We start from the raw sequence: 14,068 nt of genomic DNA, 5'->3' as shown, positions 1-14,068 counted from the left end.
CGGCAAGCCGGAGTTCGCCGGCGGCCTGACCCGCGGCGCCCGGATCTGCAGGCAGCTGCGGCTCGACATGGACCCACGCTCGGGCCGCGAGCGGCGCGCGATCGAGGTCTACCCACACCCGGCGACGATCGTGCTCTTCAACCTCGCCAAGACGCTGAAGTACAAGGACAAGCGCGGCCGCGCACTCGACTCGCTGCGCGCCGAGCTGCTGCGGCTGATGGACCACCTCGAGCGGATCGTGCCGCCGGACCCGACCTGGCGGGCGCTGCGTGCGCAGGTCGAGGCGGCCACCCGCAAGAGCGAGCTCGGCCGCGCCGAGGACCAGGTCGACGCGGTGGTCTGCGCCTACGTCGCGCTGATGGCGGACCGCTGGCCGAAGCGGCTGACGACGTACGGCTCCTTCGAGCAGGGCTACATCGTCACGCCCACGCTGCTCGACACCCACGGCGCGATCCAGCAGGCGGTGGCGGAGTACGCCGAGCGCCAGCCGCAGCTGGTCGCCGTCGCGGCGGAGTACGTCGAGCAGGTCACCGGCCTGCTCGACGAGGCGGGCATCAACTACCTGTCGGTCGCCGGCCGCGCCAAGAGCGTCGACTCGTTCGCCGCCAAGGCGGCGCGCACCGTCGACGGACTGCCGGCGTACTCCGACCCGCTGCGCGAGATCGGCGACCAGGTCGGCGTCCGGGTGATCACCTACGTGCGCGCCGACGTGAGCGCGGTCGCGGACGTGCTCGGCGCCCAGTTCGACGTGCTCGACGACCGCGACCTCGGCAACGAGACCGCGAGCGAGGGCCGCTTCGGCTACGCCAGCCGGCACCTCCAGGTCGCGCGCGAGGACGGGCAGGTCGCGCAGGTGCAGGTGCGCACGGTGCTGCAGCACGCGTGGGCGGAGTTCGAGCACGACATCCGCTACAAGGGCAGCGTCCCGACCGAGCACGCCCGTGACTTCGACCGCCGCTTCACCCTCGCGGCCGGGCTGCTCGAGCTCGCGGACCAGGAGTTCACCACGATCCGCGAGCGGCTGCGCGGCGCCGCCGTCGGCGAGGTCGACGCCGCCGCCGAGGGCGTCAGCCCCCGCGAGCTCGCGGCGTACCTCGCGGGGCAGTACGCCGACGCCGAGTGGTCACGCCCCGACCACTACGCCTGGATCGCCGGCCTCCTCCCCGAGCTCGGCCTCACCACCCTCGCCGCCCTCGGCGACGTCCTCGCCGACGTCGACGCGGGCGAGATCGTCGCGCGCATGGACTACCGCTACCCGCCCGGCGCCGTACGCCGCCTCGACGACGCCCTCCTCTCGGCGTACGGCGACCGCTACGTCGACCTCCCCGGCAATGCCCACCGCCGCCCCCTCCTCGCCGTACGCCTGGAGAAGATGCGCGGCTGAAGAGGACGGTGGTTGAGGAAGGCGCGCTAGCGCCTGTCTCGAAACCACCGCGACCGGACGGCGTCCCGCCGTCACACCTCCGCTGCAGCGGCTGGAGCCGATTGCCTATCCAACCGATACCGCGCGATCTGCCGACCGCTGTACGCGCCGACGACGGCGATGGGGAGTCCGACGAGCACGGCCGACGTGTCTTCGAGACCGAGCAGATTCAGAACTCCGTAGTACGCCGCGCAGACCAAGGCCCCCAGCAGCAGAGTCCGCCGCAGGATGTGTGGGTACCTGCGCACCGTCCGCCAGGTCACGCGGAGCGGAGGCACCCGGCGAAGGTCGTTGCGCAACCACGCCACAAAGCCTTGCCGGTGGCGACCGCGATGCCGGAACACGCCCGGAGTGTGGCAGAAGACCCGCGATTTCGCGGATGAACCAGCGGAAGTTCTTGAGACCTGTGACGCTGCCACGGTGGTGAGATTCCAGGCGATCAACTTCTGGCCCGCGACCGGGCATCGAGATCGGCCTTGGGATGACGAGCCAGAGGTCGACGCGTGGCTGAAGTCGGCGCGTCGGGTGGAGGAGCTGTACAGCGAAGCCCTGCGGTCAGTGGATCTCACTGGACCGGTGAGCACGCTGCGCCTCCACACGTTTCCGGCCGACGACGGTGCCGCGACGATCCGTGCGGAGGTCCGGGTCGACCGGCCCGACGGATGGGAGTTCTGCGGTGTCTCCGTCCCGCCGGCTGTTGCTGCCCTGCCCGCGGGGGCTCGCGGTCGGCTGGTGTTCGAGGTGATCGACGCCGCCCTCACCGAGCTCGCACCACGGCGGGGCTGGCCGCCCGAGGTGCTGGCCGAGGCCCGCGAGTACGTGCGGGCTCGCGACCTGCGCTTCACCTGGTCGTCTCCATGGAAGGCGAGCCCGAGTCGAGCACTACAGGCCAGGTCGTACTTCCAACTCGCCGACGACGGTACGGACGCGTCGTCATCGAGATCCGGGACCGGAGGACCGAGGCGCTGGTTGCGCGGTCCCCGGAGGCGGTCGCGTACAGCACACTCGCCGGGTTCAAGCGGACGGCGCGGACCCTGCGCTGGGTCGACGGCGCCGTCGAGCTGGTGCCCTACATCGATATTCTCGGGCGAAGAGGGGCTCAGCTGCAGCTGGGCCCGAACGACGGCGTGGCGCCGCTCGTCCTGGTCGACGACGGCGAATCTGCGGCCGGTGAGCCGGCGCTCCCGACCGAGGTGGTTCGCTCCGGTGAGCCATCGGATTCACCGTCCATCGTCGTCCTCGGTGGTGGCCCGACTAATGAAGTGCCCGATGCCTACTTGGACGCGTTGCACGGCTGCCTGCTAGTGATTCAGGACAGTCACCTGGACTGGTGGTCGGATGCGGACCGTCAGCAGCTCGAGATCACCTACAGCTTCGGCGACGCCCCCGAAGTCCCGGTGACGCGCCGGACCAAGGACAAGCTCATCGCCCGCATCCATCGCAATCGCAAGACCCTGCGGGCAGCATCCGATCACGTACGGTTGGCACGCGCTGACGTCATCGCGCTCCTGAACGTGGTCGGCGACAAGATGCGCCTCGGCCCACCCCCTGACCTCCGAAGCTGACTGCGTCCCGCAGATTGCGTGCCGACGCGTCCTGCCCCAGTCGAAATGACGCACCCATCGCGGCAGATCCGGATGGTGGCCGCGCGGCCATCAGTCGATGATGTGCACGTCCTCAGCATGGTGGCGGCCGTGGTCGGCGACGCCGCCGCGCCATACGAACCTGACTCGTTGGCCCTCGTCGAGAACCCGGTAGCCCGCGCCCTTGATGTCCGAGAAGTGTACGAACAGAACTTCGCCATCGTCTGCCGTGATGCGGCCGTAGCCCTTCTCCTGTTTGAACCACCGCACGGTGCCGAAGCGCTCGACTCCATCGAGGTCAGGGCGCCGCACATCGAGGTCCTTGTCCACATGCCGATGCTACGAGCGGACGCACCCCGGCGGCCCCTGAGTTTCGCGGGTGGCAGCACTACCTCTTGCGGCAGATCCGGACTCTTCCGGATGACGGCGACAGGCAGCGAAGTGACACACCGACGCCGTGCTGCCTCCTGGGACTTACCCAGGGATCGTGATGGAGCCGCCGCGCGGCTGACCTGGCCGTAGGCCTCGGCGTACGGTCGAGGTATGACCCCAGCGGACGTGTACGTGGACTTCTTCGAGCGGGTGCTGGAGAACGGCACGGCGGTGGTGGGTGGGCTCGACGAGGAGCAGCTCGCGCACCGGCCGAGTCCTGATGCGAACTCGATCGCGTGGCTGGTCTGGCACGCGGCGCGGGTGCAGGATGCGCAGATCGCGGACGTGGCGGGGACCGAGCAGGTGTGGTTCACGCAGGGGTGGGCGGAGAGGTTCGGGCTCGACCTGGACCCGCAGGACCACGGCTACGGGCACACCAGCGAGCAGGTCGCGAAGGTGCGGGCCACCGGGGAGCTGCTGGCGGCGTACCTCACCGCGACCCACGAGGCGACGGTCGCCTACCTGCGCACCCTGTCCGACGACGACCTCGACCGGATCATCGACGAGCGGTGGGACCCGCCGGTGTCGCTCGGGGTGCGGCTGGTCAGCGTCGCGGACGACGACGCGCAGCACGTCGGGCAGGCGGCCTACCTGCGCGGATTGCTCGACGTCTAGGGCCGACGCCGCTCGTAGGCGCCGAGGTCGACCTGTCACCCCGACCCGTGCTCTGGAAGGGCTAGCGGAGCGACGCGCCCCGAGTGTCAGTCGGTACGACGCAGCTCGCCGTCACCGGCGCGCCCTCGCAGCAGGGCCGGATGTAGCCGCAGCGGTCGCACCGTGAGTGCGAGGTCTCCCAGCGCATCGTCGCCCCGCAGCCGTCGCACTCCATCGCGTCCATGGGACGCGATCCTGTCAGTGCGGGGTGGGGCCGAGGTGGAGGCGCGCGGCCCGCGCGAGCCGGGTAGGGGCTCGGGAGCCTCTTCACGATGGCACCGGGGAGGCGGTGACTGAATTAATGCCAAGTGTAGTTAGCGGTAAATGACTTAGTGACTGCTATGCTTTGCATTAAGTCGAGAGGAGCCGCCCGATGGCCAAGCGTCCACCGCAGGCCCGCCTCGTGCGCGCGGGCCGACAGCTCGGCAGTCATGTCGCCACCTGGCGCAAGCTCCAGAACCTGACCGCCGAGCAGCTGGCCGACCGGGCCGGAATCAGCCGCCCCACGCTCACCAAGCTCGAGTCCGGCAACCTCGGAGTCACCCTCAGCACGTATCTGAACGTGCTGCGCGCGCTGGGTCAGCTGGACCGCGCCGTCGAGGCGCTCGACCCGTACGAGACCGACCTCGGTCGCGCCCGGGCCGACGACGCGCTGCCTCAGCGGGTCCGGGGGCCGGCCAGGTGAGCGTGGCCCGGCCCGAGGCGCTCGACGTCCACGTCGTGCTCGCGGGTGCCACGGTGCTCGCGGGGACCGCGACGTTCCGCTATCACGGCGCAACGACGACGACGGAGTTCACCTACGCACGCGACTACCTCGCGAACCGCGCGGCGTACGAGCTGGACCCCGCCCTGCCGTTGTCTCGAGCCTCGACGGTGCTCGGGGCGCTCCCGTCGGCGTTCTCGGACTCCACCCCGGACTGGTGGGGGCGTCAGCTCGTGTCCAGGAAGCTCCGCCTGGAGGCGGCAGCGGCCAGGCAGCCGGTGCCGCTGCTCACCGAGCCGGACCTCCTGGTCGGTGTCAGCGACCAGATGCGACAGGGCAGCCTGCGCTATGCGGCTCCCGGGACGACGACGTTCGTCGGCACTGACGCATCGGTCCCTAAGCTGGTCGGCCTGCCGGAGCTCCTCGAGGCCGCCGACCGGGTCGCCGCAGACGACGAGGCGGGAGTGGCAGACGCCCTCAAGCTCCTCCTCGCCGCGGGCAGTGGCACCCTCGGCGGTGCCCGACCCAAGGCGTCGGTCCAGGACGAGGGGCGACTCCTCATCGCCAAGTTCCCCTTTCGCGAGGACGAGTGGGACGTCATGGCGTGGGAGAAGACCGCCCTGGACCTGGCGGAGCTGTGCGGCATCGAGGTGCCGGAACGACGCCTGGTCGAGGTCGGGACACGTCACGTGCTACTCCTGGGGCGCTTCGACCGGGACGGCGCGGGCCCTGATGCCGGCCGCATCGGCTACGTGAGCGCCCGCACGATGGCCGAGGTGGCCAGCAGCGCCGGGAACGACTACATGGACCTGGTCGACGCCATCGAGGACCACTCCGCGAGCACCGCCGCGGACCTGCGGGACCTGTGGCACCGGATCGCGTTCACCGTGGCCCTGAACAACACCGACGACCACTTCCACAACCACGGCTTTCGCCGTACGGCCCGCGGGTGGACCCTCGCGCCTGCCTTCGACCTCAACGTCAACCCACAGCTGGCGATGCCCCGCACCACCACGCTCTCGGGAGCGGGCACCCGCGCGGACTCGCTGCGCGCGTTGGTCACCCAGTCCGAGTACTTCGGCCTGGACGCCGATGCTGCGCGCCACGGCCTCCTCCGGATCCGCCACGTCCTCGAGGACTGGCGGGGGCACGCACGAGCCAACGACGTGCCGGACCAGGAGCTCGACCGGGTGGGATGGGTGATCGACGACTACCGGGACCGGGTCGCCGACCTCAGCTAAGCCCTGCCGCCCCGCTCACCAGGGCGCGGGCTCGAAGTCCTTGAGGAAGTGGCCGTAGAGGTCCTCGCCGGCCTCGCCGCGCACGATCGGGTCGTAGACCCGCGCGGCCCCGTCGACCAGGTCCAGCGGCGCGTGCCAGCCGGTGGCCGCGATCCGCAGCTTGTCCTCGTGCGGGCGCTCGTCGGTGATCCAGCCGGTGTCGACGGCGTTCATCAGGATCCCGTCGGACTCGAACATCTCGCCCGCGCTGGTGCGGGTCAGCATGTTCAGCGCCGCCTTCGCCATGTTGGTGTGCGGGTGCCCCGACCCCTTGTAGCGGCGACCGCCGAACTGGCCCTCCATCGCCGAGACGTTGACGACGTAGGTACGCCGCGCCGTCGACGCCCGCATCGATGCGCGCAGCCGTGAGATCAGCAGGAACGGCGCGGTCGCGTTGCAGAGCTGCACCTCGAGCAGCTCGAGCGGGTCGACCTCGTCGACGGTCTGGGTCCAGGAGTTGTTGACCTGGAGGTCGGGCAGCAGTCCGCCGGCGTCGACGGCGGTGCCGGCCAGGTGCGCCTCGAGGCTCGCGTGGCCCGCCTGCAGCGCGAGCGCGGTGATCGAGGCCGGCGTGTGCGCTGGCGTCTCGTGGTGGGCGATCGCGTGCTGCTGCAGGGTGCCCGCGAGCGCGGCCGGGTGGGCGTCGCTGATCCGGTCGAAGCTCACGATCTCCGGCAGCGGCACGCCGGCCGGCAGCGGCGCGAGCTCGGCCTCGACGAGCGGCGCGTAGGAGCCCGGTGACCTGCGCACCGTCTGGCAGGCGTTGTTGATCAGGATGTCGAGCGGGCCCGCGGCGGCGACCTCGTCGGCGAGCGCGATGACCTGGGTCGGGTCGCGCAGGTCGATGCCGACGATCGTGAGCCGGTCGATCCAATCGGCGCTGTCCTCCAGCGCCGAGAACCGGCGTACGGCGTCGTGCGGGAAGCGCGTGGTGATCGTGGTGTGCGCGCCGTCGCGCAGCAGCCGGAGCGCGATGTACATGCCGATCTTCGCGCGGCCGCCGGTGAGCAGCGCGCGGCGCCCGGCGAGGTCCGTGCCCTGGCCGCGCTTGGCGTGCGACAGGGACGCGCAGCTGGGGCAGAGGTAGTGGTAGAACGCGTCGACCAGCGTGTAGTCGGTCTTGCAGATGTAGCAGCCGCGCGGGTTGATCAGCTCGCCCGCGAAGGCGCCCGGCGCGGTCGAGACCAGCGGGATGCCCTGGGTCTCGTCGTCGATCCGCATCGGCGACCCGGTCGCCGTCGCCTCGGTGATTGCCCGGTCGTGGGCGAGCTCGGCCTGGCGCTTGCGAGCCCGGCGCTCGGACTTGAGCGCCTTGTACATGTGCGAGGCCGCGCGCTTGACCGTCACGAGGTCCGGGTCGTCCTGGTCGAGGTGGTGCAGCTGACCGAGCACGCGCACGGTCGTGGCCAGGTCGTCGGGGTCGATCACGGGGCGAATCACCGGGCGATGGTAGTGGTGCGGCTGAGCCGGTAGCGCACGAATGACGGCACGGCGATCGCGGCGACGACCGTGCCGACCACGACCAGCACCCCACCACCGGCGGCGGCAGCCGCGGTGCCGACCATCGCCGCGCTGGTGCCGTGCACGACGTCGGCGATCCGCGGGCCGCCGGCAACGACCACGACGAACACGCCCTGGAGCCGCCCGCGCACCGAGTCGGCCGCCGCGCTCTGCAGCATGCTGGTGCGGAAGGCCGCGGAGGCCATGTCGGCCGCGCCGCCGATCACGAGCATCAGCAGAGCGACGAGCAGCATGCCCCGGTAGTCCGCGAGCGCCACGGCGACGCCGAAGCCGGTCATGGCCGCGCCCCACACCAGGATGCAGACGATCACGGCGTACCCCTGCCGGTCGACGCGCGAGACCCATCCGGAGAAGACCCCGCCGAGCACCGCCCCGGTCGGGATCGCGGCGAAGAGCAGCGCGAAGACCAGGCCGCCCTCGTCGGGCCCGCCGAAGGAGACGTGCGCGATCTCGGGGAACAGCGCCCGCGGCATGCCGAAGATCATCGCGATCAGGTCGACGACGAAGGACATCAGCAGCACCGGGTGGCCGCCGAGGTAGCGGAAGCCCTCCAGCACCGACCGCAGCCCGGGGCTGGTCGTCGGTCCCTCCACCGGGAGCCGCGGCAGCCGCACCACCGCGCCGAGAGTCGCGAACAGCGTGATCGTGTCGACCAGGTAGAGCCACTGGTAGCCGAGGATCGGGATCAGCACGCCGGCCACCAGCGGGCCACCGATCGCGCCGGCCTGGAAGACCGTCATGCTCAGCGAGTTCGCGGCCGGCAGCAGATCGGGGGTGAGCAGCCGGGGCAGGATCGCGGCGCGGGTCGGCTGGTTGACCGCGAAGAACGCCTGCTGGACCGCGAACAGCCCGAGCAGCAGCCACACATTCGTGTTGCCCATCGCCGCCTGCAGCCAGAAGAGGGCGCTGGTGCCGATCAGCCCGCTGGTGGTGATCATCAGCATCGTGCGCCGGTCGAAGACGTCGGCCAGCGCACCGCCCCACAGCCCGAAGACGATCAGCGGGACCAGACCGAAGAGCCCGGTGAGCCCGACGTACGCCGACGAGCCGGTCACGTCGTAGATCTGCGCCGGCACGGCGACGACGGTCAGCTGGGCACCGACCACCGTGATGATGTTGGCCAGCCACAGGCGCCGGAAGTGCTCGTTGCGCAGGGGACGGGTGTCGGCGACCAGGCCCGCCATCCGTTCCCTCAGCCCGCGCACGATGCCCCAACCTAGTGGCCATCACCGGAAGTTCTTCGGGTGGCCCGCACCCGGGCACGCACCTCGCGGCGTTGCCGTCGCTTGCTGGACGAGCAGGTAGAGCCGCGCTCCGGCGCCTTGCGATGCACGCACCCCGAGCACGGGCCACCCCCGAGGAACTCCCAGCGACGACCACTAGTCGCCGATGAGTCCTGTTCCCGCCACCGGTCGAAACGGCATGACCGAGATCGACGTCACCTTCGAGGCGGTGCTCCAGACGAGTGGGGCCAAGGGTGGCTGGACCTACGTGGTCTGGCCCGAGTCCGCGGCGTACTTCGGCACTCGCGGGCTGGTGAAGGTGCGTGGCACCGTCGACGGCCGGCCGTTCGAGAGCTCGTTCATGGCACTCGGCGACGGCAACCACAAGCTGCCGGTCCGGTCGGCGCTCCGCGTCGAGTCGGGCAAGCAGGCCGGTGACGTGGTGACCGTGCATCTCCAGGAGAGGATCACGTGATGACCGAGAAGGTGCAGGGGCCCGCGTCGTACTTCCCGTCGATCGAGAGGAAGTACGGCCGTCCGATCGCGGAGTGGCAGGCCGTGGTGCGCGCGGCTCCGGGCTACGGCGCGGGCGCGAAGCACATGGAGCTGGTCGCACTGCTCAAGGACGAGCACGGCATGGGCCACGGCCACGCGAACGCCGTCGTCGCCCACACCTTGGCCGAGGACAAGCGGGGGGAAGGGTGCCGCGTCGTGAGGCTCGGGCGACCCCAACTTCGGGATAGTCCGTCACGTTCTGGTGGGTTCGCCGGCCGATCGGCAACCGAAACGTGACGGACTATCCCGACGACCGCCCGTACGCCGCCCCCACCGGGCGGTCAGCAGCTGCCGCTCTCGGGGAGTCCCAGCAGCCGGTCGGCGAGGAAGTCGCACCACTGGCCGGACGCCGGCCCGCCGTTCTCGTAGCCGTCGGACTCGCCCGGGTGCTTGACCCACAGGGTGCCGTCGAAGGCGCCCCGGAAGACCAGTCTCGGCTTCTTGCCGACCTCGGCCCAGGTCGGGTTGATCACGTCCATGCCATCGTTGCTCGGCGCCGCCCCGTTGCGCGAGGTGTCGATGACGTAGTGCTTGCGCTTCACGCCCAGCTTGCGCAGGCCGCGGAGGAGTCCGGTGGCGTACCGCTTCTCGTCCCGGGTCGGGCGGAAGTTCGACACGTTGGTGCTGATCCCGCGGGCGAACCGCACCCCCGCGGCCTTGAGGTGGGCGGGCCGGGTCTCGTGCGGTGTCCAGTTCGAGTGGCCCGCGTCGAGGTAGACCCAGGCGCCGCTCCGGCTCAGCCGCTTCGACGCGAACCGGAGCATGCCCTGCCAGCCGCGCGGCTTCGTCGGGCAGGCCTGCACCGAGCTGCTGAAGAGCGGCAGCGCGTCGGGCTCGAGCACCACGAGCGCCTTCCGCCCCTCGAGTTCGGCCGCGACCTGCTTGATCCAGGCCTTGTACTGAGGGGCGGTCGTCAGCGGGTTGTTGGAGGAGTACATGCCGCAGTCGCGGCCGGGGATGCCGTAGATCGTGAGCACCGGCGTCTTCCCGGCCGCCGCGGCGTCGCCCGTGTACGCGGCGACCGCCTGCCCCACCGGCACCAGCCACGGCTGGTCCGGATCGGGGCGAGTGGGGTAGGCCTCCGGGATCACCCAGAAGGCCTGCGCGACCCGGCCGATCTCCTCCCGATAGACCCCGCCCTGCTGGTAGGCCGGCATCTTCGGGTCGACGAACAGGCCCTGGGTTCGGCGCGGGTCCTTCGGCTTCGCCGCGAGCCCGGCGTCGGCGCCGGAGGCCGACGTCAGGCCGGCCGTGCCGAGAGCGAGGACGGCGACCGTGGCGCAGGCGCGCAGGACCAACGACCGGGGAAGCACGCGCTCAGGGTACGGGCTGGCCGGCCCGACCGTAGGCGTCGAAAGTCTTTTCCGGAAGGGTGTCGTATCGAGGACGGACCGTTCGTGGAGAGGGTGAGCGGGGCCACCGGACCCGCTGCACCAAGGACGCAAGGAGAAGAGACCATGTCGCAGTACCTGCTCGCAGTCAACGGATCGGCGGCCGACGAGGCGGCCCAGTCCCAGATGACCATGGAGGAGATGCAGCCGCTCTTCGAGGCGGTGGAGCGGTTCAACGAGAGGCTCCGGGCCGAGGGCGCCTGGGTGTTCGCCGGAGGCCTGCAGCCGATCGGGAGCACCACCACCGTCGACCACACCGGCGGCGAGGTGATCATCACCGACGGGCCGTTCGCCGAGTCGAAGGAGTGGCTGGGCGGCTTCTGGGTGATCGAGGCGCCCGACCTCGACGCCGCCCTGAGGTGGGCGGCCGAAGGGTCGAAGGCGTGCGCCGGGCGGGTCGAGGTGCGGCCGTTCCAGGACGAGCCCGAGGCGTGACGGCTTGAGCGAACGCGACCCCCACGAGGCCGTCGAGCGGATCTACCGCGAGGAGTACGGCCGGGTCGTGGCCTCGCTGGTGCGCCGCTTCGGCGACATCGACGTCGCCGAGGAGGCAGCCGGCGAGGCGCTGGTCGTCGCCCTCGAGCGGTGGCCGGCCGACGGCGTACCGCCCAACCCGGGCGGCTGGCTGACGACGACGGCGGGCAACCGCGCCCTCGACCGGCTCCGCCGCGAGTCGCGCCGCGACGCCAAGCACCAGGCGGCCCTGATGATCCACGACGAGACGCCCCACGAGCCGACCGGTCCGGTCGAGGACGACCGGCTGCGGCTGATCTTCACCTGCTGCCATCCCGCCCTCGCGCCGGAGGCCCGGGTCGCGCTGACCCTGCGTCTGCTCGGCGGCCTGACCGTCGCCGAGATCGCCCAGGCGTTCCTCGTGCCCGAGACCACGATGGCGCAGCGGATCACCCGCGCCAAGAGGAAGATCCGGGACGCCCACATCCCCTACCGGGTCCCTGCGGCCGACGACCTGACCGCCCGGCTGGGCGCGGTGCTGGCCGTGGTCTACCTGGTCTTCAACGAGGGCTACCTGGCCAGCTCGGGCGAGCGGTCGATCCGCGAGGACCTCACCGCCGAGGCGATCCGGCTCGGCCGGCTCCTGCGCTCGCTGCTGCCCGGCGAGCCGGAGGTCGCGGGCTTGCTCGCGCTGATGGTGCTCACCGAGGCCCGGCGTACGGCGCGGGTGGCCGCCGGCGAGCTGGTGCCGATGCGCGACCAGGACCGCGGCGGCTGGGACCGCGAGCTGATCGCCGAGGGCCACGACCTGGTGCGCGAGTGCCTCGCGGTCGGGCGTCCCGGGCAGTACCAGCTGCTCGCGGCGATCAACGCCGTGCACACCGACGCCCCCGACGCGGCGGCCACCGACTGGCGTCAGATCGCCGCGCTCTACGACCAGCTGTACGCCGTGGCGCCGAGCCCCGTCGTCGCCCTCAATCGTGCGGTCGCCGTGGCCGAGCTCGACGGGCCCGCGGTGGCCCTGGCGGAGGTGGACCGCCTCGACCTGACGGCGTACCACGCCTGGCACGCGACCCGGGCCGAGCTGCTGCGCCGGCTGGGCCGCAGCGCCGAGGCGCGGCCGGCGTACGACGCCGCCATCGCGGCCACGGACAACCCGGCCGAGCGCGCCTACCTGTCCAGGCGTCGTGGCAGTCTGGCCCCATGACTGATCCGGGGACGCCCCTCGACCTCCCGACGGACGACGATGCGCAGGGCTGGGTCGAGGCCCGCTCCCGGGACGGCCTGGCGGCGGCCCGCGGCATCGTCGACGGCCTCCGCGCCGGGCGGCCGGCGACCACGCTCGACCTGCTGCGCGCGTGGGACGAGGCGTCGCGCCACCTCAGCAACGTGGCGGCGACGGCATCGCTCCTCGCCAACGTGCATCCGCTCGAGCCGGTGCGCACGACCTGCGAGCAGGCCGAGGTCGAGGTCGACCGCTACGTCACCGAGCTGCGCCAGGACCGCGCGCTGTACGACGTGTTCGCGGCCGCCTCGCCGGCGGGGCTGGACCCGGTCGCGGCGCGCCTGCTCGCCAAGACGCTCGACGACTTCCGGCGCTCCGGCGTCGATCGTGACGACGCCACCCGGGCCCGATTGGCCGAGATCAACGAGCGGCTGACCGCGGTCGGCCAGGAGTTCGGCCGCACCATCCGCGACGACGTCCGCACGGTCCGGGTCACCCCCGACCGGCTCGCCGGGCTGCCGCAGGACTGGCTCGACGCCCACCCCGCCGCCGCCGACGGCCTGGTCACGGTCACCACCGACTATCCCGACTCGGTGCCGGTGCGGATGTTCGCCCACGACGCCGACGTGCGCCGCGACGTCACCGTCGCCTTCCTCGAGCGCGGCTGGCCGGCCAACGAGCCGCTGCTGCGCGAGATGTTCGCGCTGCGCGAGGAGCTGGCCACGCTGGTCGGCTACGCCGACTGGGCGTCGTACGACGCCGACGTGAAGATGATCGGCAAGGGCCCCGCCACGGTTCCTGAGGAGGCGAGGGACGAGCCGTCTCGAAGGATCCCGGAGTTCATCGACCGGATCGCCGACGCCGCCGACGCTCCCATGCGGCGCGACCTCGAGCTGCTGCTCGAGCGCTACCGCCGCGACGTCCCGGGCGCCGAGGCGATCACGACCGCCGACTCGCTCTACTACGAGGAGCTGGTGCGCCAGGAGCGGCACGACGTCGACGCGCAGCGGGTGCGCACCTACTTCGACTTCGCGCGCGTGCGCCAGGGGCTGCTCGACGTGACCGGCCGCCTCTTCGGGCTGGCCTACGAACCGGTCCCAGGCGCGGTCGTGTGGCACGAGGAGGTCACGGCGTACGACGTGCTGCGCGACGTCGGCGCCAGCCCCGAGCGGATCGGGCGGATCTACCTCGACCTGCACCCGCGCGAGGGCAAGTACAAGCACGCCGCGCAGTTCACGCTCGTCGACGGGCTCGCCGGCCGGCAGCTGCCCGAGGGCGTGCTGGTCTGCAACTTCAGCCGCGGCCTGATGGAGCACGACCACGTGGTCACGCTCTTCCACGAGTTCGGGCACCTGCTCCACCACGTGCTGGCCGGGTCGGGGGAGTGGACCCGCTTCGCCGGCGTCGCCACCGAGTGGGACTTCGTCGAGGCGCCCAGCCAGATGCTCGAGGAGTGGGCCTGGGACGCCGACGTGCTGCAGACCTTCGCCGTCTCCGCCTCCGGCGAGCCCATCCCGGCCGACCTGGTCGAGCGGATGCGCGCCGCCGACGACTTCGGTAAGGGCTACCACGCGCGCACCCAGATGTTCTACGCCGCGATGTCGTACTGGTTCCACACCTCGCGG

At 71.5% G+C, this 14,068-nt stretch carries 14 protein-coding genes; 10 read left to right on the top strand and 4 right to left on the bottom strand.

What is annotated here, in order from left to right:
• Together FHU40_RS27660 and FHU40_RS27655 are read left to right on the top strand one after the other, a co-directional pair.
• A partial coding sequence (locus FHU40_RS27660) for a DUF429 domain-containing protein (RefSeq protein WP_183595704.1) occupies nt 1–1,384 on the top strand: 1,384 nt, incomplete at its 5' end.
• An 896-nt stretch (nt 1,385–2,280) separates the two neighbouring features.
• The gene (locus FHU40_RS27655; protein WP_183595386.1) at nt 2,281–2,988 is read left to right on the top strand and encodes a hypothetical protein; all 708 of its coding nucleotides are present in this window, start codon (nt 2,281–2,283) and stop codon (nt 2,986–2,988) included.
• A gap of 90 nt (nt 2,989–3,078) precedes the next feature.
• Here FHU40_RS27655 and FHU40_RS27650 read toward each other — a convergent pair whose 3' ends face one another.
• Nucleotides 3,079–3,336, bottom strand: a complete 258-nt coding sequence (locus tag FHU40_RS27650; protein ID WP_343058021.1) for a cold shock domain-containing protein — start codon at nt 3,334–3,336, stop codon at nt 3,079–3,081.
• A 213-nt stretch (nt 3,337–3,549) separates the two neighbouring features.
• Between FHU40_RS27650 and FHU40_RS27645 the strand changes: the two genes are divergently transcribed.
• The 3 genes from FHU40_RS27645 (at nt 3,550) to FHU40_RS27635 (ending at nt 6,036) form a co-directional block, all read left to right on the top strand.
• The gene (locus FHU40_RS27645) at nt 3,550–4,053 is read left to right on the top strand and encodes a mycothiol transferase (RefSeq protein WP_183595703.1); all 504 of its coding nucleotides are present in this window, start codon (nt 3,550–3,552) and stop codon (nt 4,051–4,053) included.
• Between the two features lie 412 nt (nt 4,054–4,465).
• Nucleotides 4,466–4,777, top strand: coding sequence for a helix-turn-helix domain-containing protein (locus FHU40_RS27640; RefSeq protein WP_183595702.1), 312 nt, complete (start codon nt 4,466–4,468; stop codon nt 4,775–4,777).
• A complete protein-coding gene (locus FHU40_RS27635; RefSeq protein ID WP_183595701.1) occupies nt 4,774–6,036 on the top strand; it encodes a HipA domain-containing protein in 1,263 nt (420 codons plus the stop codon). The genes FHU40_RS27640 and FHU40_RS27635 overlap by 4 nt, the downstream gene beginning before the upstream one ends.
• 15 nt (nt 6,037–6,051) lie before the next feature.
• On the opposite strand, the gene FHU40_RS27630 is transcribed toward FHU40_RS27635, so the two are convergent.
• Both FHU40_RS27630 and FHU40_RS27625 read right to left on the bottom strand, forming a co-directional pair.
• Complete coding sequence (locus FHU40_RS27630) at nt 6,052–7,515, bottom strand: SDR family NAD(P)-dependent oxidoreductase (RefSeq protein WP_343058085.1); 1,464 nt, start codon at nt 7,513–7,515, stop codon at nt 6,052–6,054.
• Nucleotides 7,512–8,801: an MFS transporter gene (locus FHU40_RS27625; protein WP_343058084.1), complete on the bottom strand. Its 1,290-nt coding sequence runs from the start codon at nt 8,799–8,801 to the stop codon at nt 7,512–7,514. The genes FHU40_RS27630 and FHU40_RS27625 overlap by 4 nt, the downstream gene beginning before the upstream one ends.
• A 217-nt stretch (nt 8,802–9,018) precedes the next feature.
• On the opposite strand from FHU40_RS27625, the gene FHU40_RS27620 reads away from it, so the two are divergent.
• Together FHU40_RS27620 and FHU40_RS27615 are read left to right on the top strand one after the other, a co-directional pair.
• Entirely contained in the window at nt 9,019–9,294 is a 276-nt protein-coding gene (locus tag FHU40_RS27620) for a DUF1905 domain-containing protein (protein ID WP_183595700.1), read from the top strand.
• Nucleotides 9,294–9,611 carry a DUF4287 domain-containing protein gene (locus tag FHU40_RS27615; RefSeq protein WP_221200371.1) on the top strand — a complete coding sequence of 106 codons (318 nt, stop codon included), beginning with the start codon at nt 9,294–9,296 and terminating at the stop codon, nt 9,609–9,611. The genes FHU40_RS27620 and FHU40_RS27615 overlap by 1 nt, the downstream gene beginning before the upstream one ends.
• A gap of 44 nt (nt 9,612–9,655) precedes the next feature.
• Here FHU40_RS27615 and FHU40_RS27610 read toward each other — a convergent pair whose 3' ends face one another.
• Nucleotides 9,656–10,687, bottom strand: a complete 1,032-nt coding sequence (locus FHU40_RS27610) for a glycoside hydrolase family 6 protein (protein ID WP_183595698.1) — start codon at nt 10,685–10,687, stop codon at nt 9,656–9,658.
• 144 nt (nt 10,688–10,831) lie between these two features.
• On the opposite strand from FHU40_RS27610, the gene FHU40_RS27605 reads away from it, so the two are divergent.
• The 3 genes from FHU40_RS27605 to FHU40_RS27595 all read left to right on the top strand — a co-directional run.
• A complete protein-coding gene (locus FHU40_RS27605) occupies nt 10,832–11,200 on the top strand; it encodes a YciI family protein (protein WP_183595697.1) in 369 nt (122 codons plus the stop codon).
• Nucleotides 11,201–11,204: 4 nt separating this feature from the next.
• Nucleotides 11,205–12,425 (top strand): RNA polymerase sigma factor, encoded by a 1,221-nt coding sequence (locus tag FHU40_RS27600; protein WP_183595696.1) that lies wholly within the window; start codon nt 11,205–11,207, stop codon nt 12,423–12,425.
• Nucleotides 12,422–14,068, top strand: a 1,647-nt coding sequence (locus FHU40_RS27595; RefSeq protein WP_183595695.1) for a M3 family metallopeptidase, incomplete at its 3' end; no start/stop codon positions are given. The genes FHU40_RS27600 and FHU40_RS27595, both read left to right, overlap by 4 nt.

Source organism: Nocardioides soli (assembly GCF_014191495.1).
Taxonomy (GTDB): domain Bacteria; phylum Actinomycetota; class Actinomycetes; order Propionibacteriales; family Nocardioidaceae; genus Nocardioides; species Nocardioides soli.
Note: the sequence above shows the minus strand (reverse complement) of the source record. Positions and strands in the feature narration are given on the sequence as shown.

Excerpts from the sequence above, each read along its gene's own strand:
- FHU40_RS27655 (WP_183595386.1), top strand. The coding sequence starts at position 2,281 with ATGGAAGGCGAGCCCGAGTCGAGCACTACAGGCCAGGTCGTACTTCCA.
- FHU40_RS27645 (WP_183595703.1), top strand. The coding sequence starts at position 3,550 with ATGACCCCAGCGGACGTGTACGTGGACTTCTTCGAGCGGGTGCTGGAG.
- FHU40_RS27640 (WP_183595702.1), top strand. The coding sequence starts at position 4,466 with ATGGCCAAGCGTCCACCGCAGGCCCGCCTCGTGCGCGCGGGCCGACAG.
- FHU40_RS27620 (WP_183595700.1), top strand. The coding sequence starts at position 9,019 with ATGACCGAGATCGACGTCACCTTCGAGGCGGTGCTCCAGACGAGTGGG.
- FHU40_RS27615 (WP_221200371.1), top strand. The coding sequence starts at position 9,294 with ATGACCGAGAAGGTGCAGGGGCCCGCGTCGTACTTCCCGTCGATCGAG.
- FHU40_RS27605 (WP_183595697.1), top strand. The coding sequence starts at position 10,832 with ATGTCGCAGTACCTGCTCGCAGTCAACGGATCGGCGGCCGACGAGGCG.